A 23,521-nucleotide genomic window follows, 5' to 3' on the forward strand; every position below is an offset into this window, starting at 1 on the left:
GGAAACGTATGCCAGCAAAAGGCTTTTATCTGGTGCAGGGGGACAAAACGACCTGCGGGGGGAGAATAACCACCGGTGCAGAGGATCACCGGCTGTTTGGTAGACCGGTTGCCCGGGAACAGGACAGCGTAACCTGCGGTCTCAATGTAGGGCTTTACAGGATAGCCGGTGGCATCGACAACGATACCATACACGGCAGGCGAATGGCCGGAACACTCGACAGCTACAGTTCATGTCCGTGTAAGGCTAAATTTATTCCATCGATGATGGATGATACGTATGAGAAGAATTCAGCCGGGGCAACTTCAGCAGCAGGAGAATCTAGAAAGACATCTCTGGCGAATGCTCTTTCTCAGGCGTTTCTGGCTAGCTCACAGGCGGATACAATGTTAGCGCCAGGATATCCTGTGTTAATTAACACTCATACCGTACCGGATGACAATGTTCGAGGGATGCTCAGAGCTAACAGACATGATTTTCTCTTACTGACGCTGGAGGAATGTCAGCGGATTATTGACGGTTGGGATTTTGTAAAGAAAACATGGAAAGATGCTTTGGCAAATCCCGTTGGTAATACTGTTAAAACATATGCAACGAATATCGATGATGCAGCCAGTGCTTCAGCTATGGTTTACAAACTGGGAAGCATCGGTATAACCGCAACGGTATTTGTTAACCACAAAGGAACACGCCTGATAAAAATCAGTGGTTATGCAGCAATCAGGAAAACACTCAATGCCCCTGTCTTTGCAGAGATGAACCCCAAAGTCATCGAAGCTGGAATTGGAAAATTTGGATTAAAGAAGTCCATCATTCAAGGTGCGATTCTCGGTTTTGTATATGTGTCGGTAATAGATACAATTGATTTTATATTGAATGATGAAACAACTCTTGCAAAGTTCCTAGGGACGCTTGCTACTGATATCGTCAAAGTAGGAATTACATCGGCAGCGCTTTATGCTGTTGGATTATATACAATGTCTGCGTATATAGTCCTGAATATCGCTGTTGTTCTTGTCTTTGGAGCTGGTTTAGCTTGGGTGTTAAACACGCTTGATAGGAAATACCGTATTACGGATAGTCTGATTGAGTTCATGGCACCGTACATCGAATCTGCACAGCAAGAGTTTGTTGAAAAATCCCGGGAAATTTCAAATGATTTACTCGATTTGGGAGCTATGTATATTGATGGAATGCTCAGAAAAGGGCGGCAAGTAATAGAATCTGAAATAAAACAGTATGTTAAAAGATATGTTGGCGATCTGGCTCCCCAGGTAATTGACTTATGAGTGCGAAGCGGAGATTTTTGGGGAATGTTATTATTTGGTGTGTTTCATCCTTAGGCTCCCTTTGGTTTGCAAATGATGCATTTATTGAGTTATTTGGATTTGGAAATGATATAGTATTTTCACCGATTGTTTCCGCTCTGTTAATGATTCCGTTAATTCTTCTCTTTCCATGTATATACTGGTATATGGTCATGCGATACGGAGAGAAGCAGGCAATTATTAAATGCAAAAAAACAAACAGGATCTTTATAGGTCTGATTGGTGTTTTTATCGTCACTTCTGTCATTTTTTCCTTTATGTATACTTCGACTCTTGAGAGTAAAGGCTATGTGAAATGCGCTGCTCGCCCTGATGGATGGATGCCGGGAATGGCCACCGAATACGTACTCCCACCATCAGTATGTGGAGGACGTGGGCTCGCCGGAAAAGGTTCGAGCGGTTATGCTCCCACAACATTTAGTCAGTCCCAGGGAGTTGAGAATGATTAAGCGTCTGTTGCTTGTTTGTGCACCCGCAGCCTTATTTTTACTGGCCAGTACAGCAGTTCTTTCCCTTTCATTTATGGATATCAAATACACGTATGAACCTGTGTTAACTGGAACACGTCTGGATTCTCTGGTTGACGAAACCTATTCCATGGTTTGGTTATTTTTTTTGTACATCGAATATTGCATTTTTTGTTATTTATATCGTATTTCTTCTGGTTTTTAAGCGATTAAGCAAAAAATGTTAGTCGGTACTATCTCATTTCATTAAGTTGTAAGCTGTCATGGCTTCGCTTTATTCCTGAGCACAGTAAGTCACTCAATCATATTGGTTATCTATGGACGATTTAACCCTGCGTTATTACGACGCTGAAATGCGCTATCTGCTGGAAGCTGGCGAAGAATTCGCTCGCGCTCATCCCGAACAGGCGGCAATGCTCAATCTGGATAAAGCGGGCGCGCGCGACCCGTATGTGGAGCGCCTGTTCGAAGGCTTTGCCTTCCTGATGGGCCGCCTGCGAGAGAAGCTTGACGATGATTTGCCGGAGCTGACAGAAGGGCTGGTCAGCCTACTGTGGCCACAATACCTGCGCACCCTTCCGTCAATGTCGGTGGTGGAGTTCACACCCGACTGGCGCGAGATGAAAGAGCCGATGCGCATTGCCAGAGGCTTCGGGGTCAATTCGCGGCCGATCGGCGAGAAGGGCACGCGCTGCCGGTACACCACCACCAAAGAGATAACCCTTCAGCCGCTGTCACTGGAGCATGCCCGCCTGTCGACTGATCCTGACGGGCGTTCGGTCATCAGCCTGCGCTTCAGTTGCAGCCTGCTTGCCGACTGGAGCCGTGCCGATCTCAGCCAGATCCCGTTCTACTTCAATGCAGACGCACCGCTGGCCTGCGCCATGCATGAAGCCTTTACCATGAATACTGCGCGTCTCTGGCTGCGGATGCCGGGTGACACGGACAGAAAGCCACTCGACGGGTATTTCACCGCGCTGGGATTCGGCGATGATGACGGGCTGTGGCCGAAGGATAGCAGCAGCTTTAGCGGTTATCAGCTTTTGCTGGAGTACTTCACCTTCCGCGAGAAATTTATGTTCACGGGCCTGCGCGGGCTGGAGACCGTCGTCTTTCCGGCTGAGCTTCCCTGGTTTGAAATCCACGTGGTGCTGGCGGAACGCTGGGAGCATGATTTCAGCTTTACCGAAAAGCATCTGCGCCTGAACTGCGTACCGGTGATTAACCTTTTCCCGCTGGAATCTGACCCGCTGACGCTGAATTCACTGCAGACCGAATACATGCTGCGCCCGATGCGCGTGCAGGATGGCCATACCGAAATTTATGCCGTCGACTCGGTGATCTCCTCAAGCCAGCATAACTATGTACCGTTCTCCAGCTTCCGCCACAAAGGCGGCATGATGCGTCATGAAGCGCCGGAGTATTATTACCATACCCGCGTGCGCCGCGGTCCGTCAGGACTGTATAACACCTGGCTAATCCTTGGCGGCGAAGCCTTTGATAATCACACGGTGCCGGAAAACGAAAGCCTGTCCCTCACGCTTACCGGCACCAATGGCCAGCTGCCGCGACGCGCATTGCAAAGCACCGTGCTTGATACAGTGATGAAAACCACCTCAGCCAGCATCGCCGTGCGTAACCTGTGTGCGCCGACGCTGCCCTGCTATCCTCCGGCGCAGGACCGTTTTCACTGGCGCGTGCTGAGCCATCTTGGCAGCGGGTTCCTGTCGATGATGGATAATGCCGACGTGCTGCGCGGAACCCTGGCGCTGTATGAATGGACCGACAGCGAGATGAACCGCCGCCGCCTGGAAGCCATCCTCGATGTGAAACACAGCGAAACCGAGCGCTTTGAGCAGGGCTATCTTGTCCGTGGCGTGCAGATTGAGGTGACGCTCGACAGCCACGGTTTTGCCGGGCGCGGCGACATCTGCCTGTTCGGCGAAATGCTGAGCCGTTTCTTCGCGCTCTATACCGACATCTATCTGTTTAACCGCTTGATTATCACCCTGCAACCGACCGGAGAGCGCCTGGAATGGGAAGAGAAGCACAACCGCCGCATTCCCGGCTGACCCCGCGGCTGGAAGCCGATCTTAACCGAATTAACTTTTACCGTTTATGTCAGCTGCTGGAGAAGCACAATCCGGGCAGGCCGCTGATGGGCTCGACCAGCCATCCCGCGGATGACCCGGTACGCTTTGCGCCGCATCCGGGAATGGGGTTTCCGGCCAGCGAGCTGAAAACCGTCGAATATGACGAAGACGATGACAGCAAGCCACCGGTTATTCGTACCACGTTTGTGGGGATATATGGTGTCGACTCACCACTGCCGACAGCCTATCTCGATGACATTACCCAGCGCCGGGAAGGACATGACGTGCTGCAGGGCTTCCTGGATATTTTCAGCCACCGCATCCTGACGCAGTTTTACCGCATCTGGCGGAAATATTCTTATCCGGCCACCTTTGAGCCGGGCGGCACTGACAGCATTTCTCAGTCGCTACTTGGCCTGGTAGGACTGGGCATACCAGGCACCGCGGACCACATTGCCACACCGGTGTCCCGTTTTCTGGCGCTGCTGGGCGTGCTGCAGCAACCGGGGAAAACCCAGGAGGGTATGCAAGCTCTGGTGAGCCTGCTGGCCCCGGATACCACCGTGCAGGTCAGCCCGTACTGCCTGCGGCCAGTTGAAATCAGCCAGCCGTTGGGTTTTTACGGCGATGATGATTTTTTGCTGGATGGCAATACGCCGCTGGGTGACGAAGCGATGGATCCCAACAGCCAACTGCTGGTTGCGCTCACGACGGATAATGAACAAGAGGCGCAGGGCTGGAAACCGGATGGTTTGCTGTATCTGGATTTTCTGGTGATGCTGCGTGTCTATCTCGGCTGGCGTTTTAAGGCAAAGATCACCCTGACCACCCGGACCCGCCTGCTGGCCGTTCCGCCGCTCGGCGTGGGCCCGTTTTGGCTCGGGATGAACGGTGTGCTGGGGGCTGATGAGGATGAGATTGCAGATGATATCCCGCCGACCTTTACGACAGAGCTGGGTTACTACACCGGCCTGAAGCCTGCAAAAACACAACAAGGAAACCTACGTGTTACGTACAAGTTTGACTAAAACGCTCTGGCTGATGCCCCTGATGCCCCTGATGCCCCTGATGGCATTCAGTCTGACTGGCTGCGGGGTTACGCAGGGCGTCGCCGATGGTACCAAATCGGCGTTTAATGCTGTTTTCTACAAAAAAATAAAGGTGCTCCATCTGGATTTCACGGCGCGTGAAGCACTGAACACCGATTCCCGCGAGAGCCACTCACTCTCTGAGCCGGTGGTGGTACGTGTCTACCAGCTAAAAGACCGCAAAATCTTCGACAAAACGGTTTATCAGCAACTCCTTAAGGACGGCGACACGATCCTGAAAGCCGACCTGCTGGCGACCCGCGACCTTGTGGTGAAACCGGGTGAAGATGTCAGCCTTAATATGCCGATGGAGGCCGATGCTCAGTTTGTGGCAGTGGCAGGATTGTTCCGCCATCCGGATATGGTCAACAACACCTGGAAGCAGGTGATTGGGCGCGAAGACCTCGATCCTGACAAGCCGCGTGTTCTGGAAGCCAGTAACAATCAACTGACGCTGCAACCGTTCAAGGAGGACTGAAATGCCCCGTCCTTCCCTGTATGAAATGCTGTATGGCAATTTCGCCGGAGGCCTTGACCTGCACAGCGTTAACGAGGAAAACCAGGCCATTCTGTCGGTACTGGATAATATGCAGCGTATCCTCAACTGTCGCGCCGGTACGCTGGCGCATCTGCCGGACTATGGCCTGCCGGATATGACCAAAATCCTGCAGGGGATGCCGGGTTCGGCACATCAGCTGATTACCACGTTGTCGGCGGTATTGCTGAAGTACGAACCGCGCCTGAGCAAAATCACGGTGGTCATGCTGGAGCAGACGCAGCCCGGCGAACTGCGCTACGCCATTGACGCCGAACTTAAAGGTATCGGCCTGGTGCGCTACGGCACCGAATTTATGCCCGAAGGCCGGGTGCTCATCCGCCATCTGAAACAACAGCAGTATCTGGATGCCCGCTCCGCACTATAATTTTTAATTCTGGCTGCCCCCCATGACAACACATCCTGAACGCCACCTGAAAACCGGTGGTGATCCGCGTACGCTTGCGGATTACGCCGCCCTGCGCGATGAAATGAATAAGTTGAGCCATCCGGCGCGTCCGGATGTGAACTGGCAACAAGCGGAAAAACTGAGCCTGTTGCTATTTGAACACAACGGTGTGGAACTCCAGACAACAGCCTGGTACACCCTTGTGCGCACCCACCTGGCTGGGCTGTATGGCCTGAATGAAGGGCTGGCGATACTGGAGGCGCTGGTTGTCCGGCAGTGGGGCAAAATCTGGCCTCATCCGGTGCATGTGCGGGTCGAAATCCTGAATGCGCTCAGCAAACGACTGCAGCAGGTGATGCGCACGCTGACTCTGACGTCTGCAGATTTAAGCCAGCTACATGAGGCTGAAGGGCATTTGAACGCGCTTATCGACGTGCTGCAGCGTCTGGAATTAAAACATAGCAGCCAGCTCGGTGCGCTGTGCGCTCTGATGCGAAACGCCGCGGCTCGGCTTGAAAAAAATGCGGGTATGGGCGGGAGTGACAGCACGCAGCCAGAAGGCGTTATCATACCCGCTGAAGCTTATATTGCTGCCGGCATCCCTACTGACGAGACAATAGAGCAAGTTAAAAGGGTATATGTCACACAACCTGAAGTAAAAGATAGCCATGCGTCGGCGAAGCCCTGGAAGCCTTTTGTCGCGGGGATGATGACTATGCTAATGATGGCCGGAACCCTGATACTGGGATGGCAGGCGATGCACCAGCCTGACCCTATGCAGGTAAAATTTGCGGCCACCCTTGCTCCTTTGCCCGTAACGCTTTCAGCCGACCAACTACAGTCGCTCCGACCGGAGGCACTGTCACCCAAGATGGGTATCCGTCAAACACAGCAACAGTTAGCCCGACTTTTACAGTTAAAGCCTGACTGGGCTCTCAGCTATGGCGATAGCCTGGTGCAGCAGGCGTTGAAACTATGGACTGAACAGGGCAAAGCCCTGGCGCAGCAGTGGCATCAGCAGATGAAGGCGACTGCACTTCCGGCAATAAATATGAACGGCTGGCATGAGGGGATGACCCAGTTACAGCAACTGGCGAACCGGCTAAATGCATTGGATGAACAGAAGGGCAAATACATGACGGTCAGCGAGTTGAAATCAGCGGTTTTTGCCATCACGCAATCCTTTAGCGGCACTGTTCCGGCAGAGGAGCAGTTGCGCCAGTTGGCCGCGGTTCCAGAAGGCGAGCCCTGGCCTGCTGCGCAGCAGAGTCAGCTGGAACTGCATCTGCAGCAACTCATCTCCCGGTATGCATTGTTAAAACAAAACAAGACGGAATAACAGGACGATAACGTGTCAGCCAGAGAACGTTTTTTCAGGAAAGTGCAGCACAGTAACGACGGGATACCGCCCGGCATAAAATCCGCTGACGCAGAAGTCAGGGCATTTCGCGTACGAATGGACGATCTTGCGCAGCAAATAGGCCAGTGGTTTGCGGGGTCTGGCATTGAGGTGACGTTTTCAACCAAACATCTCCACGATCTGAGCACCGTTGGCTACAGCCTGAACAGCGGTATATGCCGGTATGACATCACCGCCATCCGGTTGCAAAACGGCGACCGTAGCGTCCGTATCCTACCGGAGCAGCTCTGGAATGGCAGCGAAACGGGTATTGTTACCCTGCATGTCGATGCGCCAGGAATCAGGCAGGTGTTTTATCTGAGCATGGCGCCGGAAACGGGTTGGTTTATTCGGCACCCACATCAGAGTGCAAAAGAGAACCTCAACATGACCGAAGAGCGCTTTTTTGATGCGGTTGACAGGCTGGCCTGAAACCACCGAGCCTGTCTAATATCCCACTTACGCTTACTTCTGCAACACTTCAGCAAATTTCGCCAGCCACTGCGGATGGGCAGGCCAGGCGGGGGCAGTGACCAGATTGTCATCGACATAGGCTTCATCGATGCCGATGTCTGCATAGTACCCGCCGCTGAGGCGGACTTCCGGCGCACAGGCAGGATAGGCACTGCAGGTACGTCCTTTCAGGACATCGGCGGCTGCCAGTAATTGAGCACCATGGCACACGGCGGCAATCGGCTTACGTGCCTGGTCAAAAGCCTGCACCAGTTTGATCACCTGTTCGTTCAGCCGCAGATATTCCGGTGCCCGTCCACCCGGAATTAACAGGGCGTCATAATCCTCTTCTTTCACTTCAGCAAAATCGGCGTTGAGAATAAAGCGGTGACCAGGCTTTTCGCTATAGGTCTGGGCGCCGTCAAAATCGTGGATCGCCGTCATGATAAAGTCGCCTTTGGCTTTGTCAGGACAGACCGCGTCAACCCGATGGCCAATCATCTGCAATGCCTGAAACGGCACCATGGTTTCGTAATCTTCAGCGTAATCTCCGACCAGCATCAGGATCTTCTTGCTCATCTTAATCACTCCTCAAGGGATACATTAAAAGACAGAAGGCGACATCACGCCGCCAGCACTTTATTACGACCATCATTCTTTGCGCGATACAGCGCATCGTCCACGCGCTTAAACAGATCGTCGATACTTTCATCCGGGTTATGCCGCGCTACGCCAATGCTGACGGTGAAGCGCGGCAGGCCGGGGAGGGCAATGCGGGCGATCGCCGCACGCAGGGTTTCTGCGATCTGCATCGCCGCGTCCAGCGAGGTGCGGGGCAGCAGCAGTACAAACTCCTCGCCACCCCAGCGGAAAACGTAATCGTCTTTCCGACAACCGCTCTCCAGCATCCGCGCGAGGGCTATCAACACCTCATCGCCTTTCTGATGCCCAAACAGGTCGTTAATGCGCTTAAAGTGGTCCGTATCCACCAGCAGTAAGCTGAACTCCTGCTGGGCCGGAAGATGGGTTGGTGAAGCCCGATCGGTGAGATTATAAAACTGACGGCGGTTGAGCAGGCCGGTTAACGAGTCGCGGAGTGCGGCGTGTTCAAGCTCCTGTTCAAGCCGTTTTTGCTCGGTAATATCGTGAATAATGCACAGCATCAGCTTATCGCCATAGATCTCAATCGGACCGGCATAGGTCTGTACGTGTCGTGTCGTGCCGTCAGCGAGTCGATGGACGAAGTTAAGCGGCTTATGACCGCCGGGCAGGCGCGCAATCTCCATCATCACCGGCAGAATATTGCGCCCCAGGGTATTGATCTCCCAGGTGTGCTTGGTGCACATCTCATCATGGGTATAGCCGTAAAAATGGAGTGCTGCGAGATTGGCATCAACGATCTGGCCGTCCCGGGACGGATCGATCAACAGCATGGGCGCACTGTTGGTCTGGAAGAACCGGGCATAAAACCCCTGTTTTTTGCGCTGGTAGGTGCCTGAGCTGGTGGCTTTGAGACCGGCTACCGGCTGCCGGGCAATACCCTCAAAAATAATGACCTCGCCGCAGGTGTCAACATTAGCCAGCGAGAGCCGACAGCTGAGGCTGCTCGGCTGGTTATTCACCTGCACGCTCCAGATTTCGATAATCTCTTGCTGGGTTTTTAAATCGGGTACATACATCGCAAGCGTCGCCTGAGCATGTGCAGAGCAGAGTCCTTTGCGCAGGTCGTCCAGCGTCGCGCCCTGCATGATCTTTTTTGCTGCCGAATTGACGAACAGAACATCCTCCGTAATCGGGGATACGACCCAAACGGGTGTTTTAAGCAGATCCAGCGCAGTAAACCCTGAAAGCGACATAGGCCTGTCTCAATTATCAGCACGTCAGGTGCCTGAGATCCACGACGGAGCGGTACGCGTGGGCTTCTTTGAAACATACTCTACTTCATAGAGTCAGGCAGGATTTTTTTGTGATATTCGTATGAAATTCGTATAAATTTTACCAACTGGAATAGTTTTATTCTCCGCTGACGCAGCAGCAATTATTAAATAAGTTTTACTATCCGCTCTCAGCTAAAGAATCGCTGTTTTAAACGAAAATATGCTTAGTATCGGACAGGCGTTAAAAAACATTAGTGTTATTTTTAATAAGGCCCAAAGAACATATTTATTATCGAGAAGTTTAAGTCCGGCTAACGAATCTGCGCGCAGAGTGTGCTTGCGGCTTAAGTATGAAATTTACCAGGACCGCGATTTTTCTTTGCGTCAGGCGCTTAATATACTTTTTATCAGAGGTAATACGCGTTAGCCTGAGGCCTAACAGCGTTTACCGCCTCCCTAAAGTAAATTTCAAAACCTTTAATTTTAATAAATTGTCCTCATGAAATGAGGATGAAAAATTAAAAGCATAATGCTATATATTCCCTATCATCTAAACATTCCGTTGTGGGATATATTATGCTCAGAAACATTAGCGTAAGGACCTTTATTCTTTCTTATCTGGTGGTCGTGTTTCTGTTAATTGATGGGTTGGTCATTTTTTTAGCACCGCAAACCTCTCTGTTAATTTCACTTAATAGCTTATTTGTCATCGCCTTTCTGTTTCTGCTGCTTTACATGACCCAATACCTGGTTGTACCCATCAATACGGTTAAAAAAAGCATTGAAGAGGTTGTCAGTGGCAATCTGGGCGTCACGATCCCTGAATTTGGCAATAACTGCGCGGGGCGACTGATTCCGGGCATCAACACCCTGTCGAGCAACATTGCCACTCTGGTGCGTGAAATCCGCTCCTCTTCCGCGACGGCCATGGGGCTTTCTGAACAGCTGGCCGCCCGCAGTTCGGCGCTGGCAGCTAAAACCGAGCTGCAGTCCGCATCGCTGATCCAGACCTCTGCCAGTATGGAACAGATGGCCGCCACTACCAAAAACACCGCTGATAACACCCGCCTCGCCAATGAGAAGGCCAACGTGGCGACCCGACAAGCGCAGAAGGGCGGCGAGCTGATGGGGCAGGTTGCCAATAATATGCACTCCATTACCGAATGCGCCCAGCAGATGACCGAGATCATCACCATGATCGACGGTATCGCCTTCCAGACCAATATCCTGGCGCTGAATGCGGCGGTTGAAGCTGCCCGGGCCGGTGACCATGGCAAGGGCTTCTCGGTCGTAGCCGGAGAAGTGCGCAGCCTGGCGCACCGCAGTGCCGAGGCGGCAAAAAGCATCAAATCGCTGATCGCTGTGACCAGTAGCAACGTCAGTCAGGGGGCAATGGTGGTGGCGGAAGCCGAGAAGAACATGCAGGAGATCGTCAGCGGCTCCGGGCAGGTCAGCAGGCTGATGGATGAAATTTCCACCTCGACCTATGAGCAGGAGAAGGGTATCGCGCAAATCACTCAGGCGTTAACCGATCTGGAGAACGTCACTCAGAGTAACGTCGGGATGGTAGAAGAGCTGTCCGGCTCCTCGGCAGTGCTAAAAAATCAGGTGGTTGAGTTACAGACCCGCACGCGAAACTTCCACCTGGAACCGGCATTTTCTGCGCCGCGCTTGCTTCAGGAATAGTCTCTTTTATGAGCAAATTCAGCGCGATGCCGGAGTAAAGTGTTGCTTAACTTGCCAGGGTGTCTAGACTGACAGCAAAGAACAGCTACTGGCGGAGGCGCTGTGGAAGGCATAAAAGGATCGGAAGTTAACGTTCCTGACGCAGTTTTTGCGTGGTTACTCGACGGTAAGGGCGGGGCAAGACCGCTTACCAATGACGATATTATCGATCAGCAACATCCCTGCTGGCTGCACCTGAACTATACCCAGCCGGAGAGCGCCCACTGGCTGGCCTCAACCCCGTTATTGCCTAACAACGTGCGCGACGCGCTGGCCGGGGAAAGCCTGCGGCCGCGCGTGACCCGCATGGGGGAGGGAACGCTCATTACCCTGCGCTGTATTAATGGCAGCACCGATGAACGCCCGGACCAGCTGGTGGCGATGCGCCTTTATATGGATGAGCGGCTGATTGTCTCGACCCGGCAGCGTAAAGTGCTGGCGCTGGACGACATCGTCGGGGATTTAAAAGAGGGCACCGGCCCGGAAGATTGCGGTAGCTGGCTGGTGGATGTCTGCGACGCGCTCACCGATCATGCCAGTGAGTTTATTGAAGAGCTGCACGATAAGATCATCGATCTGGAGGATAACCTGATCGATCAGGTTATTCCGCCTCGCGGATTTCTGGCGCTGCTGCGTAAACAGCTGATCGTGATGCGCCGCTACATGGCTCCGCAGCGCGATGTTTACGCCCGTCTGGCGAGTGAACGGCTCCCGTGGATGAATGACGATCAGCGTCGCAGAATGCAGGATATTGCCGACCGGCTGGGGCGTGGCCTCGATGAAATCGACGCCTGTATTGCCCGCACGGCGATCCTGACCGACGAAATTGCCCAGGTCATGCAGGAGTCGCTCTCCCGCAGAACCTACACCATGTCGCTGATGGCGATGGTCTTTCTGCCCAGCACCTTCTTAACCGGATTGTTCGGCGTCAATCTCGGGGGGATCCCCGGTGGAGACTTCCGCTTTGGCTTTTCACTGTTCTGCATCATGTTAGTAGTTTTAATTGGTGGTGTTGCGTGGTGGTTACATCGCAGTAAATGGTTGTAAATTTGCACTATTTTGACATTCTGGTGCGCCTGAAACGCTATTTTAATTGAGCGAAGTCAAAAAACAATTTACCCATTAGGTGCACTATCTCTCTCGCAGGTGAATGCAACGTCAAGCGATGGGCGTTGCGCTCCATATTGTCTTACTTCCTTTTTTGAATTACTGCATAGCAAAATTGATTCGTACGACGCCGACTTAAATAAGTCGGCTTTTTTTTGCCTGCAGCCCAGCAGCGACTACCCTAAAAGAGACAACCCGATCCCCTGGAGGGTAACATGGCCATGCTCTTAACACTGCTGCTGCAAACGCGGCAATCGGACCCGGTTCCCACCGATCCGGTGCCCGTTCCCGAACCGATCCCGCGTCCGCAGCCGATGCCGGATCCGCCACCGGATGAAGTCCCGATTAAAATGTCGCATCAGAGGCGGAGATCTGCGAGGATACGCGCCTGCTGATGTGAGTCTTTTACCGCGAGAATAACTGTGACTGCTTTTTCAACGCTGAACGTACTGCCTGCCGCCCAACTCGATAACCTTAACGAGTTGGGTTACCTGACGATGACCCCTGTACAAGCTGCCGCGCTGCCGGCGATCCTCGAAGGACGCGATGTCCGCGTGCAGGCCAAAACCGGCAGTGGCAAAACGGCGACCTTCGGCCTTGGTCTGTTACAGCATATCGACGCCACCCTTTATAAGACCCAGTCGCTGGTGCTTTGCCCGACGCGCGAGCTGGCGGATCAGGTGGCGGCGGAGCTGCGTCGTCTGGCGCGTTTTCTGCCGAACACCAAAATTTTAACCCTCTGCGGGGGTCAGCCGTTTGGCGCCCAGCGCGACTCTCTGCAGCATGCGCCGCATATCATCGTCGCCACTCCGGGTCGTCTGCTCGATCACCTGCAGAAAGGCACGGTCTCCCTCGACGCGCTGCAGACCCTGGTGCTGGACGAAGCCGACCGGATGCTGGATATGGGCTTTAGCGAAGCCATCGATGAGGTGACCCGTTTTGCGCCGCCGTCGCGCCAGACCATGCTCTTTTCTGCCACCTGGCCAGAGGCGATTGCCGCCATCAGCGGTCGCGTACAGCAAAACCCGCTCGCCATTGAAATTGACACCGTCGATGCGCTGCCGGCGATTGAACAGCAGTTCTTCGATACCACCCAGCGCGGCAAAATCCCGCTGCTGCAAAAGCTGCTCAGCGTTCACCAGCCTGCCTCCTGCGTGGTGTTCTGTAACACCAAAAAAGATTGTCAGGCGGTGTGCGATGCCCTGACCGAGGCCGGACAAAGCGCGCTGTCGCTGCACGGTGACCTCGAGCAGCGCGATCGCGATCAGACCCTGGTGCGTTTTGCCAACGGCAGCGCCCGCGTGCTGGTGGCGACTGACGTGGCCGCGCGCGGTCTGGATATCAAGTCCCTGGAGCTGGTGGTGAACTACGAGCTGGCCTGGGATCCGGAAGTACACGTTCACCGCATTGGCCGTACCGCTCGCGCGGGTAACAGCGGTCTGGCAATCAGCTTCTGCGCCCCGGAAGAGGCGCAGCGCGCCAATATTCTGGCGGAAATGCTGCAAATCAAACTGAACTGGGTCGATGCGCCGGCCAACGTCAACGTTGTGCCGCTGGCCGCGGAGATGGCAACGCTCTGTATCGATGGCGGTAAAAAAGCCAAAATGCGTCCGGGTGATGTACTGGGCGCGCTGACCGGTGATATTGGGCTGGAAGGTGCTGATATCGGTAAAATCGCGGTGCATCCTGCGCACGTGTATGTGGCGGTGCGTCAGCCAGTGGCGCAAAAAGCGTGGAAACAGCTGCAAAACGGTAAGATTAAAGGCAAAACCTGCAAGGTTCGTCTGCTGAAATAAGCGGACGGGAGAGCGTCTCAGCGGTAGCGCTGAGACGCATACAGATTACTTCACTTCAATAACGTTCAGACGCATCTCATCCAGCTGAGAATCGTCTTCTTCCGGCTGCCAGCCCGCGGGTTGCATCGGGATCTCTTCGCGATCGAATGCCAGGTCGCCGCCGTTTACCACTTCCGAACCGTGTTTAATCCCTTTGAAATCAAACAGGTTGATATCGCTCAGGTGCGAAGGCACCACGTTCTGCATCGCGCTGAACATGGTCTCGATGCGGCCCGGGTAGCGTTTGTCCCAGTCGCGCAGCATATCGCCAATCACCTGACGCTGCAGGTTTGGCTGGGAGCCGCACAGGTTGCACGGAATGATCGGGAAAGCTTTCGCCTCGGAGAAACGCTCGATGTCCTTCTCGCGGCAGTAGGCGAGGGGGCGGATCACAATATGCTTCCCGTCGTCGCTCATCAGCTTCGGTGGCATCCCTTTCATTTTGCCGCCGTAGAACATGTTCAGGAACAGGGTCTGTAAAATGTCATCGCGGTGGTGACCGAGGGCAATCTTGGTCGCACCCAGCTCGGTCGCTGTGCGATAGAGAATGCCGCGACGCAGGCGAGAGCAGAGCGAGCAGGTGGTTTTCCCTTCCGGGATCTTCTCTTTGACGATGCCGTAGGTATTCTCTTCGACAATTTTGTACTCAACGCCCAGCTTCTCCAGATATTCCGGCAGGATATGCGCCGGGAAGCCTGGCTGCTTCTGATCCAGGTTGACGGCCACTAACGAAAAGTTGACCGGCGCGCTTTGCTGAAGATTGCGCAGAATTTCGAGCAGGGTGTAGCTGTCTTTGCCGCCAGACAGGCAGACCATGATGCGGTCGCCTTCTTCAATCATGTTGTAATCCGCAATGGCTTCACCGACGTTGCGGCGCAGACGCTTTTGCAATTTGTTGAGGTTGTACTGATCTTTTTTGTTAATTTCTTGATTTTGCAACATTTAATAGTGGCTCAATTCGTTTGTGGCTAAAGCCGCCCAGGCGGCCCACCGTTAAGATGGGGGGCAGCAGGTCAACATGAAAAAGTATGGCGTGTATGGTACGGATTACGACGGTGAATGTCAGCACGTTTTACAGCAAACGCTTGCCGCCTGGCTGGTTTTGAGCAACAAACGCTATAGTTGTAGTCCATCCACAAAAACGGGAGGTAGTCATGCAGTATGTTGAAAAAGATGACCCGCGCGAGGCCCCGGAGTCGGGCGATAAAAAGCCCCAACCCGTCAAAAAATAGCTGACCGTGCGTCATGCCCACGCCACCGGCATTCGCTGGTGGCTTTTTCATGCGTTCACCCCGGTCCGCTCCACCCTAACGGCGTCTATCCCTGGCTCAGTAAGTAGTGCTGTATTGGCCGTGCGCACTCACTAAAAAGGCGCATGTGTTGTTGAAGATCAATTCTGTACGATGGCGAAGAGACAGGTACTGAAGACGATGGTCAGCAAAAACAAGACTGATACGATGAGGTGCTAACGATGAGTAAACAGTGGCAATTACTTCTGGGTATGTTTGTTTTAATGGCAATGATTTCACCTGCCAGGGCGGACACCACGGCGATGGGTCTGACGTTAGGTAAAACCACGCTGCCGCAGTTCACCAAAGCCTATCCTTCGGCCCTGCATGAGGGGCGCAGTAAGTGGAGCGACGGCGATATTTTCTCTATTCCGAATAACGAACTGGGATTAGAGGGCGCTAAAAATAACGCGGTTATCTTCAATAAGTCGGGAAGGATCACCGCCATTATGCTTGAGCTGGATAAGAGCCGGTTTGATGAGGTTCAGAGTATGCTGGAGCATAAATATGTGGCGGTGAAAAAACAGATCTCTTTCGCCGGTGATAAATACGCCAAATACCAGAATGAAAATGATCTTATTGAACTTGATGCCCCGTACCTGGCGCCTGTTATGAAACTCACCTACTCAGAGCAACTCTTTCAGGAAGCCTGGCTGAAAAAGAGTGCGCAGGAATTTAGCAGCAGAGGGGGAGACTGAATTACACTTAGCCGGTACGCGGCGTGCTGACACGCCGCCCGTGTGGGTCATGCTTTCTGAAAGGAGCCTGTGATGGCGAACAAAGTCTCTGCCCAGTGTCATTGCGGTGCGGTCAGGTTTACCGTTGAACTCTCGGACGGGTTCAACACCATCCGACGCTGCAACTGCTCGTTCTGCCGGATGCGCGGGGCAATTGCGGTCTCCGCGCCGTTGTCCGGGATCGACATTATTGAGGGCGAATCCCTCCTGACCGAGTACCGTTTTAATACCCAGGCGGCGGTGCACTATTTTTGTTCGGTCTGTGGGATTTATACCTTCCATCAGCGGCGTTCCAGGCCGGATCAATATGGCGTCAATGTCGCCTGCATTGAAGGCGTCTCGCCGTTTGATTTCCCGGAGGTGCTGGTGATGGAGGGAAGACATCATCCCAAAGATGGTGGTGGGGGTGTAGCCGGCGTGCTGAGCTATCGCGCTAAGGATGCTTCAGAGGACTAATTGCCATCCAGCCGCTGCAGGATATCACCGAGATGACCGACAATATTGGCGACATCAAAAATGAGGGCGAACCACAGGCAGGCCAGGAAGGCCAGCGCAAACAGCGCAAAACGATTGATCACGGGATCCTCCTCCGGTGTGGCATGGACACAGGGATGTGCGCTCAGGCAATTTTTCTCTCTTTAAATTTGCCTTTCACCACGCCGTCATAGAAACGCCCTTTTGAAACTACATTCAAAAAATCGTTAAAAATACGCATGGGTACAGGCTGATATTGCCAGGCGCTGTGATCCCGAAAACGGACTTCCAGCGTTTCGTTGCATTTATCGTAGGCAATCGAGGCGATGCGCGAAGATTTAACAGCATGATGGTTCACGATAGCGAGTCCTCTACAGCCGACAGACATGAGATTTATCTTGGATCAAATTGTCCGGATGGCGCAACTAAAAGTGTGTAAAAGAGGCGAGGGCAAAGTCAGGATATTTGAACGGGATACAGAAATGGATAATAAAGAAGCAAAGCGTTTAATCAATATAAAGAGATAGCCCGCGTCGTAACGCGGGCTAATTTCATCAGAACTGGTAAACCAGACCGAGAGCGACGATGTCATCGGTGCCGATGCCATTGTCTTTGTAGAACTGGTCGTCTTCGTCCAGCAGGTTGATTTTATAATCAACGTAGGTGGACATATTTTTGTTGAAGTAGTAAACCGCGCCCACTTCAGCATATTTAACCAGATCCTGATCGCTCTGACCCTTGCCCAGGTCTTTACCTTTCGACTGCAGGTAGGAGACCACCGGACGCAGACCGGAATCAAACTGATACTGAGCCGTCACTTCAAAGTTCTGGGTTTTGTTCGCTACCGCATCATCATGGTCGCCGTATGGGGTCATGTTGCGGGTTTCAGAGTACATGGTCGCCAGATAGATATTATTGGCGTCATACTTCAGACCGGTGGTCCAGGCGTCGGCTTTATCGCCGCCAGCCGTCGTATTTTTCACCTGATCGTTAGTACGGTCGGAAGAGGTGTAGGCCGCCGCCGCGCTGATGCCCATGCCCAGGTCATAAGAGGTGGAGATACCGAAGCCGTCACCGTTCTCATGACGCACGTCACGGCCATTGTTATTGTTGGTGCCTTCGTTACCGTTACCGCTGCCTTCGTTGTTACCCTGGTACTGCAGGGCGAAGTCCAGGCCTTCAACCATGCCGAAGAAATCGGTATTACGGTAGGTCGCCACGCCGTTCGCACGGCCGGTCATGAAGTTATCGGCTTTGGTGTAGGAGTCGCCGCCGAACTCTGGCAGCATATCGGTCCAGGCTTCCACGTCGTACAGCACGCCGTAGTTACGACCGTAATCGAATGAGCCGTACTGGTCGAATTTCAGACCGGCAAACGCCAGACGGGTCCAGGACTGATTTGAAGAACCTTCGGTGTTGTTTGCCTGGATGTTATATTCCCACTGGCCGTAGCCGGTGAGCGTATCGTTAATTTGGGTTTCGCCTTTAAAGCCGATACGCATATAAGTCTGATCGCCATCAGCGCTGCTGTCGTCGGAGAAATAGTGCAGACCGTCAACTTTACCGTAAAGATCTAATTTATTGCCGTCCTTATTATAAATCTCAGCGGCGTGAGCTGCGCCTGCCATTAACAGGGCAGGGATCATCAGAGCCAGTACTTTTCTTTGCATTGTGACTATTCCTTATGCTGTTTTTTATATTTAATATTTTTAAACTTTCCGTGGAACTTTCTGCGGTGGAAAGTGGTCTCATGCTAAATCACTCTCTCTTCCAGCGATAAAGCATAATTGTTACCAATTAAGTGAAATCTCAAGAATTTACTGCCAAAGAAACAGTCATAAGTTCAGTGAATATATTAATTAAATCCATATAAAACAAAAATTACTCATTTCTTAATAAAATCAGTAGACTCAGGCTCGTTATATGCCTGTAGTATTTTTATCCATTTATTTAATAAATATGTTTTGAATTCGTAACTGTTATTTGTTACTGAACAGGATCGCCCGCCAGCACATGCTGGCGGGTTTTTTTATGCCAAAAGAAAGCCCGGACATGCCGGGCTATATCGATTATTCGCTGACCGATTTTTCCGCTTTTCCGGCTAACTGCGCCAGGAAGTCGTAGCGTTTTTGCAGATCGGCAGCGGCATCTTTCCACAGCTGTTCTGCTACTTCGGGCTGCTGGGCGTTGAGGCGACGGAAGCGTTGCTCCTGCATCAACGTCTCTGCCAGCGCATCCGACGGTGGACGGGAATCCAGCGCCAGCGGCAGTTTGCCTTCATCGGCACGGCGTGGGTCAAAGCGGTACAGTGGCCAGAAGCCGGTTGCCGTCAGCTGGCGCATCTGATCGTGGCTCAGCGCCAGATCGTAGCCATGCTCCTCGCAAGGGCTGTAGGCGATGATCAGCGACGGGCCAGGATAGGCTTCCGCCTCCTGAATCGCTTTCACCGTCTGGTTCAGCTGCGCCCCGAGCGAGATCTGTGCCACATACACATGGCCGTACATCATCATGCTGACGCCCAAATCTTTGCGCGCTTTGCGTTTGCCATGCTCGCCAAACTTGGTCACCGCCCCCAGCGGGGTCGCTTTCGACGCCTGGCCACCGGTGTTGGAGTAACACTGGGTATCCAGCACCAGAATATTGACGTTTTCGGTCAGGCTGAGGACGTGATCGAGACCGCCAAAGCCGATGTCATACGCCCAGCCGTCACCGCCGATCAGCCAGATCGATTTCTCGACCAGCGCATCGGCATCGGTTAACAGCTGTTCAGCCCCTTCGACGCCCGTCAGATGCTGACGCAGCTCCGCCACCTGCTGACGACGCACGTCAGGCGTGGCCTCGCTATGCAGGGCGCTGTTCAGCTCTGCCGGGATCTTATCGGCAAACGCCTCCAGCAGGCGCATCACGCGCGCCCGGTGCTGATCCACCGTTAAGCGGAAGCCCAGACCAAATTCGGCGTTATCCTCGAACAGCGAGTTCGCCCACGCCGGGCCGCGGCCGTTGGCATCGGTGGTGTACGGGGTTGACGGCAGGTTACCGCCATAGATCGACGAACAGCCGGTGGCATTGGCGATCAGCATCCGGTCGCCGTACAGCTGGGTCAGCAGCTTGATGTATGGCGTTTCGCCGCAGCCGGAACAGGCACCCGAGTATTCGAACAGCGGGGTGATCAGCTGCGAGGTACGAATATCAATCCGCTCGAGGCTGTTGCGATCGATTTCCGGCAGGTCGAGGAAGAAGTCGTAATTCACTTTCTCCTCTTCGACATGCTCAAGGCGCGACATCATATTGATGGCCTTGATCTCCGGGTTCTGGCGATCTTTCGCCGGACAGACCTCAACGCACAGGTTACAGCCGGTGCAGTCTTCCGGTGCCACCTGCAGAACATATTTCTGGCCGCGCATGTCGCGGGATTTCACGTCAAGCGAGTGCAGGCTGGCCGGGGCTGTTTCCATCGCCTCAGGAGAGACTACTTTGGCACGGATCGCGGAGTGCGGGCAGGCCGCCACGCAGTGGTTACACTGGGTACACAGCTCCTCTTTCCAGATCGGGATCGCTTCGGCGATATTGCGTTTTTCCCAGCGGGTGGTGCCCATCGGCCAGGTGCCGTCCGGCGGCAGGGCCGAGACGGGAAGGGCATCGCCCAGACCGGCCAGCATTGCGGCGGTAACGGTTTTGACAAAGTCCGGCGCGGCATCGGAGACCACCGGTGGGCGGTTCGGGCTCTGAGCGTTTACCTGCTGCAACGGCACTTCCGCCAGCGACTCCCGGGCCAGCGCCAGGGCCTGCCAGTTGCGCTCCACCAGCTCCTGGCCTTTGCTGCTGTAGCTTTTGGCGATCGCCCCCTGCAGCTCTATCAGGGCGCTGTCGCCCGGCAGGATTTGTGTCAGATGGAAAAATGCCATCTGCATAACGGTGTTGATACGCGCTGCCAGGCCGCACTCGCGGGCGATTTTCGCCGCGTTAACGACGTAGAATTTCGCTTTTTTCTGGTTCAGAACCGCCTGTACTTCCTGCGGCAGACGCCCCCAGACCTCATCGGCGCTGTACGGGGTATTGAGCAGGAAAATGCCGCCTGGCTTCAGGCGCTCGGCCATCTGGTATTTGTCGATAAACTGCAGCTGGTGGCACCCGACGAAATCGGCCTGCGACACCAGGTACGCGGAGCGGATCGGCTGCTCGCTGACGCGCAGGTGGGACACCGTCAGGCCACCGGCTTTCTTCGAGTCATAGACGAAATAGCCCTGGGCATACCACGGCGTGGAGTTACCGATGATCTTGATGTTGTTTTTAGTGGCCGACACGCTGCCGTCACTGCCCAGACCGTAAAACAGCGCTTCCAGCTTCGCGGTGGACGGCAGGGTGTTCTCCGGCAACGACAGGGAGAGATTGGTCACATCGTCATAGATGCCGACGGTGAAGCGCGGCTTCGGCTTCGCGGCGCTGAGCTCGTTGAAGACAGCCAGCACGCAGTCCGGGCCAAACTCTTTTGACGACAGACCATAGCGCCCGCCAATCACTCGCGGCAGGGTTTCACGCTCGCCGCCGTTAAAGGCCTCGGCCAGGGCGGTCATCACGTCCAGATAGAGCGGTTCGGCCTGGGCGCCCGGTTCTTTGGTGCGATCCAGCACCGCCACCGACCGCGCGCTTTCCGGCAATACCGCCAGCAGGTGTTTCGCGGAGAACGGACGGTAGAGGCGCACTTTCAGCACGCCCACTTTCTCGCCGCGGCTCAGAAGTTCATCCACCACCTCTTCACAGGTGCCGATGGCGGACCCCATGATCACAATCACGCGCTCTGCCTGCGGATGGCCATAGTACTCGAACGGTTTGTACTCGCGTCCGGTGGCGGCGGCAAAATCGGCCATCGCCTGTTCCACGTGGTCATAGACCGCGTTGTACCACGGGTTGGTGGCTTCGCGGGACTGGAAGTAGGTGTCCGGGTTGGCGGAGGTGCCGCGGATCACCGGATGTTCCGGGTTCAGCGCGCGGGCGCGGTGTGCGTCAATCTCCGCCTGCGGGAGCAGGTTGCGGATGGTGTCATCGGAAATCGACACAATCTTATTAATTTCGTGTGAGGTGCGGAAACCGTCAAAGAAGTGGATAAACGGCACCCGGCTCTTCAGGGTCGCCATGTGGGAGATCAGGGCAAAATCCTGCGCCTCCTGCACGCTGGCGGAACAGAGCATTGCGCAGCCGGTCTGGCGCACGGCCATTACGTCAGAATGATCGCCAAAAATCGACAGGGCGTGGGTAGCGATGGTGCGCGCCGCGACGTGCAGTACGAAGGGGGTAAGTTGTCCCGCCAGCTTGTACAGCGTCGGGATCATCAGCAGCAGCCCCTGCGACGAGGTAAAGGAGGTGGACAGCGCTCCGGTCTGTAGCGCGCCGTGGACGGTGGCAATCGCCCCGGCTTCCGACTGCATTTCGACCACCCGGGGCACATCGCCCCAGACGTTTTTCAGCCCGTTTCCGGCCCAGGCATCGGCCTGTTCAGCCATCGTCGAGCTGGGTGTAATGGGATAAATGGCGATCACTTCACTGGTGCGAAACGCCACGGACGCGACTGCGCCATTCCCGTCAATAGTTTGCATATGACACCCTTACATTGCGCAAAGAAAGAGGGACCCGTGATACATCGACAGGTCCTGTAGTTATCCTTGTATTTTAGCAAAGGCCTGCTGAAACGATTTTCGCTTTTGTGTCCTGCTTATTAATGCCATCAATGGTTTGATCAAACTTTTGCCTGAAAATAGTCTGCAAATGTTTTGACAGCGCAGAAAACCGCGCTTCGGCTCTCGACGGCAAGGCGTCGGGTGCCTATTATGCATAGGTTTTGCAATTCAACGTGGGGAGAGATTATGCGCGCAGCATTTTGGGTTGGGTGTGCCGTTTTGTTACTGTCGGCCTGCAGCAATGAACCAGTACAGCAGGCTACCGCCGCGCACGTCGCGCCGGGGATGAGGGCGGCGATGTCCAGCTCCGGGCAGGCAAATTGCGCCATGATTGGCGGATCGCTGTCCGTTGCGCGTCAGCTCGATGGCTCAGCCATCGGCATGTGTGCGCTGCCGAACGGCAAACGCTGCAGTGAACAGTCGCTTGCCGTCGGATCCTGCGGAGCTTACTGATTACTCTGCGCGTTTAAAGACCAGAGTCGTCTCAGCCGTCGCCAGGGTTAATACGTCTTCCGTCAGATCGACCTGCGTCCCGTTACGCAGCATAGTGCCGATCGCGTGATCCAGGTCATTGAGCTGTGGCTCGGTACACAGCTTACGCGTCATGGCGAGCGCTTTAACTTTGAGCTCGCCGTCAGACAGCTTGCCCTGGCCGCTGAAGCGGTTGCACATCACGCCTGATACCGCCAGGTCTTCACCAAAGGCGATTTCCGGTGGCGTGTTGGCCGGGTTAATGGCAGTGCCGTTGATACTTTGCAGCACATAGCGGTGCTGCTGAAGCTGTTCTTCCTGAACAGAAGCTTTCCCTGGATTGACACAGCCTGCCAGCGCCATGCTGAGGATCGTTACTGCGACGAGCGTTTTCATGGTTCTTCTCAATACATTCACTTCATAAATAGCTAATGCATAGTCTATTGCGCTGGCGGGAATTGTCTTGCGGGATAATCTGAAACTGGCTCATGAGGTTGAGAGATGGCCGTAGGTTGATGATTTGCACAGGTTACCCCCTCTCCATTTAGGGAGAGGGTTG

At 54.1% G+C, this 23,521-nt stretch carries 25 protein-coding genes and 1 pseudogene; 17 read left to right on the plus strand and 9 right to left on the minus strand.

The window, feature by feature from the left end:
• Positions 1–8: 8 nt before the first annotated feature.
• From V7Q49_RS03595 to V7Q49_RS03635, 9 genes are all read left to right on the plus strand, one after another.
• Positions 9–1,289 carry a PAAR domain-containing protein gene (locus V7Q49_RS03595; protein WP_333849363.1) on the plus strand — a complete coding sequence of 427 codons (1,281 nt, stop codon included), beginning with the start codon at positions 9–11 and terminating at the stop codon, positions 1,287–1,289.
• A complete protein-coding gene (locus V7Q49_RS03600; RefSeq protein WP_333849365.1) occupies positions 1,286–1,777 on the plus strand; it encodes a hypothetical protein in 492 nt (163 codons plus the stop codon). The genes V7Q49_RS03595 and V7Q49_RS03600 overlap by 4 nt, the downstream gene beginning before the upstream one ends.
• Positions 1,770–2,000, plus strand: coding sequence for a hypothetical protein (locus tag V7Q49_RS03605; RefSeq protein ID WP_333849367.1), 231 nt, complete (start codon positions 1,770–1,772; stop codon positions 1,998–2,000). The genes V7Q49_RS03600 and V7Q49_RS03605 overlap by 8 nt, the downstream gene beginning before the upstream one ends.
• A 112-nt stretch (positions 2,001–2,112) precedes the next feature.
• On the plus strand, positions 2,113–3,867 hold the full coding sequence (tssF, locus tag V7Q49_RS03610) for a type VI secretion system baseplate subunit TssF (RefSeq protein WP_333849368.1): 1,755 nt from the start codon (positions 2,113–2,115) through the stop codon (positions 3,865–3,867).
• On the plus strand, positions 3,831–4,916 hold the full coding sequence (gene tssG / locus V7Q49_RS03615; RefSeq protein WP_333849369.1) for a type VI secretion system baseplate subunit TssG: 1,086 nt from the start codon (positions 3,831–3,833) through the stop codon (positions 4,914–4,916). Before tssF ends, tssG begins: the two co-directional genes overlap by 37 nt.
• Complete coding sequence (gene tssJ, locus V7Q49_RS03620; RefSeq protein ID WP_333849370.1) at positions 4,894–5,454, plus strand: type VI secretion system lipoprotein TssJ; 561 nt, start codon at positions 4,894–4,896, stop codon at positions 5,452–5,454. The genes tssG and tssJ overlap by 23 nt, the downstream gene beginning before the upstream one ends.
• A gap of 1 nt (position 5,455) precedes the next feature.
• Positions 5,456–5,899, plus strand: a complete 444-nt coding sequence (gene tssE / locus V7Q49_RS03625) for a type VI secretion system baseplate subunit TssE (RefSeq protein WP_333849371.1) — start codon at positions 5,456–5,458, stop codon at positions 5,897–5,899.
• 22 nt (positions 5,900–5,921) lie between these two features.
• On the plus strand, positions 5,922–7,259 hold the full coding sequence (locus tag V7Q49_RS03630) for a VasL domain-containing protein (protein WP_333849372.1): 1,338 nt from the start codon (positions 5,922–5,924) through the stop codon (positions 7,257–7,259).
• A 12-nt stretch (positions 7,260–7,271) separates the two neighbouring features.
• Positions 7,272–7,751, plus strand: coding sequence for a hypothetical protein (locus V7Q49_RS03635; protein WP_333849373.1), 480 nt, complete (start codon positions 7,272–7,274; stop codon positions 7,749–7,751).
• Between the two features lie 33 nt (positions 7,752–7,784).
• Here the strand turns inward: V7Q49_RS03635 and V7Q49_RS03640 are convergent, their stop codons facing one another.
• Together V7Q49_RS03640 and V7Q49_RS03645 are read right to left on the minus strand one after the other, a co-directional pair.
• Positions 7,785–8,351 (minus strand): DJ-1/PfpI family protein, encoded by a 567-nt coding sequence (locus V7Q49_RS03640; RefSeq protein ID WP_333849374.1) that lies wholly within the window; start codon positions 8,349–8,351, stop codon positions 7,785–7,787.
• Between the two features lie 44 nt (positions 8,352–8,395).
• Positions 8,396–9,628: a sensor domain-containing diguanylate cyclase gene (locus tag V7Q49_RS03645; RefSeq protein WP_333849375.1), complete on the minus strand. Its 1,233-nt coding sequence runs from the start codon at positions 9,626–9,628 to the stop codon at positions 8,396–8,398.
• A gap of 756 nt (positions 9,629–10,384) precedes the next feature.
• Here V7Q49_RS03645 and V7Q49_RS03650 point away from each other — a divergent pair.
• From V7Q49_RS03650 to dbpA, 4 genes are all read left to right on the plus strand, one after another.
• Positions 10,385–11,335, plus strand: coding sequence for a methyl-accepting chemotaxis protein (locus V7Q49_RS03650; RefSeq protein ID WP_333849376.1), 951 nt, complete (start codon positions 10,385–10,387; stop codon positions 11,333–11,335).
• 102 nt (positions 11,336–11,437) lie between these two features.
• Complete coding sequence (gene zntB, locus V7Q49_RS03655; protein WP_333849377.1) at positions 11,438–12,421, plus strand: zinc transporter ZntB; 984 nt, start codon at positions 11,438–11,440, stop codon at positions 12,419–12,421.
• A gap of 281 nt (positions 12,422–12,702) precedes the next feature.
• Positions 12,703–12,876: a proline-rich small protein YnaL gene (gene ynaL, locus V7Q49_RS03660; RefSeq protein WP_333850480.1), complete on the plus strand. Its 174-nt coding sequence runs from the start codon at positions 12,703–12,705 to the stop codon at positions 12,874–12,876.
• Positions 12,877–12,903: 27 nt separating this feature from the next.
• On the plus strand, positions 12,904–14,277 hold the full coding sequence (gene dbpA / locus V7Q49_RS03665; protein WP_333849378.1) for an ATP-dependent RNA helicase DbpA: 1,374 nt from the start codon (positions 12,904–12,906) through the stop codon (positions 14,275–14,277).
• Positions 14,278–14,322: 45 nt separating this feature from the next.
• Here the strand turns inward: dbpA and ttcA are convergent, their stop codons facing one another.
• Together ttcA and V7Q49_RS23505 are read right to left on the minus strand one after the other, a co-directional pair.
• Positions 14,323–15,258: a tRNA 2-thiocytidine(32) synthetase TtcA gene (gene ttcA, locus V7Q49_RS03670; RefSeq protein ID WP_333849379.1), complete on the minus strand. Its 936-nt coding sequence runs from the start codon at positions 15,256–15,258 to the stop codon at positions 14,323–14,325.
• Between the two features lie 74 nt (positions 15,259–15,332).
• Positions 15,333–15,437, minus strand: a pseudogene (locus tag V7Q49_RS23505) (hypothetical protein); the annotation flags it as partial.
• A 33-nt stretch (positions 15,438–15,470) separates the two neighbouring features.
• Between V7Q49_RS23505 and V7Q49_RS03675 the strand changes: the two are divergent.
• From V7Q49_RS03675 to V7Q49_RS03685, 3 genes are all read left to right on the plus strand, one after another.
• A complete protein-coding gene (locus V7Q49_RS03675; protein ID WP_225759512.1) occupies positions 15,471–15,548 on the plus strand; it encodes a hypothetical protein in 78 nt (25 codons plus the stop codon).
• 239 nt (positions 15,549–15,787) lie between these two features.
• Complete coding sequence (locus tag V7Q49_RS03680) at positions 15,788–16,303, plus strand: hypothetical protein (protein ID WP_333849380.1); 516 nt, start codon at positions 15,788–15,790, stop codon at positions 16,301–16,303.
• Positions 16,304–16,375: 72 nt separating this feature from the next.
• Positions 16,376–16,798 (plus strand): GFA family protein, encoded by a 423-nt coding sequence (locus V7Q49_RS03685; protein WP_333849381.1) that lies wholly within the window; start codon positions 16,376–16,378, stop codon positions 16,796–16,798.
• On the opposite strand, the gene V7Q49_RS03690 is transcribed toward V7Q49_RS03685, so the two are convergent.
• The 4 genes from V7Q49_RS03690 to nifJ form a co-directional block, all read right to left on the minus strand.
• Positions 16,795–16,920, minus strand: a complete 126-nt coding sequence (locus V7Q49_RS03690) for a hypothetical protein (RefSeq protein WP_333849382.1) — start codon at positions 16,918–16,920, stop codon at positions 16,795–16,797. The genes V7Q49_RS03685 and V7Q49_RS03690 overlap by 4 nt on opposite strands.
• A 41-nt stretch (positions 16,921–16,961) precedes the next feature.
• Positions 16,962–17,174, minus strand: a complete 213-nt coding sequence (locus V7Q49_RS03695) for a KTSC domain-containing protein (RefSeq protein WP_333850481.1) — start codon at positions 17,172–17,174, stop codon at positions 16,962–16,964.
• A 196-nt stretch (positions 17,175–17,370) separates the two neighbouring features.
• Complete coding sequence (gene ompC / locus V7Q49_RS03700; protein WP_333849383.1) at positions 17,371–18,486, minus strand: porin OmpC; 1,116 nt, start codon at positions 18,484–18,486, stop codon at positions 17,371–17,373.
• Positions 18,487–18,885: 399 nt separating this feature from the next.
• A complete protein-coding gene (gene nifJ / locus V7Q49_RS03705) occupies positions 18,886–22,410 on the minus strand; it encodes a pyruvate:ferredoxin (flavodoxin) oxidoreductase (protein ID WP_333849385.1) in 3,525 nt (1,174 codons plus the stop codon).
• Positions 22,411–22,677: 267 nt separating this feature from the next.
• Between nifJ and V7Q49_RS03710 the strand changes: the two genes are divergently transcribed.
• On the plus strand, positions 22,678–22,944 hold the full coding sequence (locus tag V7Q49_RS03710; protein ID WP_333849386.1) for a putative hemolysin: 267 nt from the start codon (positions 22,678–22,680) through the stop codon (positions 22,942–22,944).
• Here the strand turns inward: V7Q49_RS03710 and hslJ are convergent, their stop codons facing one another.
• The gene (gene hslJ / locus V7Q49_RS03715) at positions 22,945–23,358 is read right to left on the minus strand and encodes a heat shock protein HslJ (protein ID WP_333849387.1); all 414 of its coding nucleotides are present in this window, start codon (positions 23,356–23,358) and stop codon (positions 22,945–22,947) included.
• Positions 23,359–23,521: the final 163 nt, after the last annotated feature.

Origin of the sequence: Leclercia sp. (genome assembly GCF_036780805.1) — a bacterium.
Taxonomy (GTDB): domain Bacteria; phylum Pseudomonadota; class Gammaproteobacteria; order Enterobacterales; family Enterobacteriaceae; genus Enterobacter.

Excerpts from the sequence above, each read along its gene's own strand:
- V7Q49_RS03595 (WP_333849363.1), top strand. The coding sequence starts at position 9 with ATGCCAGCAAAAGGCTTTTATCTGGTGCAGGGGGACAAAACGACCTGC.
- V7Q49_RS03600 (WP_333849365.1), top strand. The coding sequence starts at position 1,286 with ATGAGTGCGAAGCGGAGATTTTTGGGGAATGTTATTATTTGGTGTGTT.
- V7Q49_RS03605 (WP_333849367.1), top strand. The coding sequence starts at position 1,770 with ATGATTAAGCGTCTGTTGCTTGTTTGTGCACCCGCAGCCTTATTTTTA.
- tssF (WP_333849368.1), top strand. The coding sequence starts at position 2,113 with ATGGACGATTTAACCCTGCGTTATTACGACGCTGAAATGCGCTATCTG.
- tssG (WP_333849369.1), top strand. The coding sequence starts at position 3,831 with ATGGGAAGAGAAGCACAACCGCCGCATTCCCGGCTGACCCCGCGGCTG.
- tssE (WP_333849371.1), top strand. The coding sequence starts at position 5,456 with ATGCCCCGTCCTTCCCTGTATGAAATGCTGTATGGCAATTTCGCCGGA.
- V7Q49_RS03630 (WP_333849372.1), top strand. The coding sequence starts at position 5,922 with ATGACAACACATCCTGAACGCCACCTGAAAACCGGTGGTGATCCGCGT.
- V7Q49_RS03640 (WP_333849374.1), bottom strand. The coding sequence starts at position 8,351 with ATGAGCAAGAAGATCCTGATGCTGGTCGGAGATTACGCTGAAGATTAC.
- V7Q49_RS03645 (WP_333849375.1), bottom strand. The coding sequence starts at position 9,628 with ATGTCGCTTTCAGGGTTTACTGCGCTGGATCTGCTTAAAACACCCGTT.
- V7Q49_RS03650 (WP_333849376.1), top strand. The coding sequence starts at position 10,385 with ATGACCCAATACCTGGTTGTACCCATCAATACGGTTAAAAAAAGCATT.
- ynaL (WP_333850480.1), top strand. The coding sequence starts at position 12,703 with ATGCTCTTAACACTGCTGCTGCAAACGCGGCAATCGGACCCGGTTCCC.
- ttcA (WP_333849379.1), bottom strand. The coding sequence starts at position 15,258 with ATGTTGCAAAATCAAGAAATTAACAAAAAAGATCAGTACAACCTCAAC.
- V7Q49_RS03675 (WP_225759512.1), top strand. The coding sequence starts at position 15,471 with ATGCAGTATGTTGAAAAAGATGACCCGCGCGAGGCCCCGGAGTCGGGC.
- V7Q49_RS03680 (WP_333849380.1), top strand. The coding sequence starts at position 15,788 with ATGAGTAAACAGTGGCAATTACTTCTGGGTATGTTTGTTTTAATGGCA.
- V7Q49_RS03685 (WP_333849381.1), top strand. The coding sequence starts at position 16,376 with ATGGCGAACAAAGTCTCTGCCCAGTGTCATTGCGGTGCGGTCAGGTTT.
- ompC (WP_333849383.1), bottom strand. The coding sequence starts at position 18,486 with ATGCAAAGAAAAGTACTGGCTCTGATGATCCCTGCCCTGTTAATGGCA.
- nifJ (WP_333849385.1), bottom strand. The coding sequence starts at position 22,410 with ATGCAAACTATTGACGGGAATGGCGCAGTCGCGTCCGTGGCGTTTCGC.
- V7Q49_RS03710 (WP_333849386.1), top strand. The coding sequence starts at position 22,678 with ATGCGCGCAGCATTTTGGGTTGGGTGTGCCGTTTTGTTACTGTCGGCC.
- hslJ (WP_333849387.1), bottom strand. The coding sequence starts at position 23,358 with ATGAAAACGCTCGTCGCAGTAACGATCCTCAGCATGGCGCTGGCAGGC.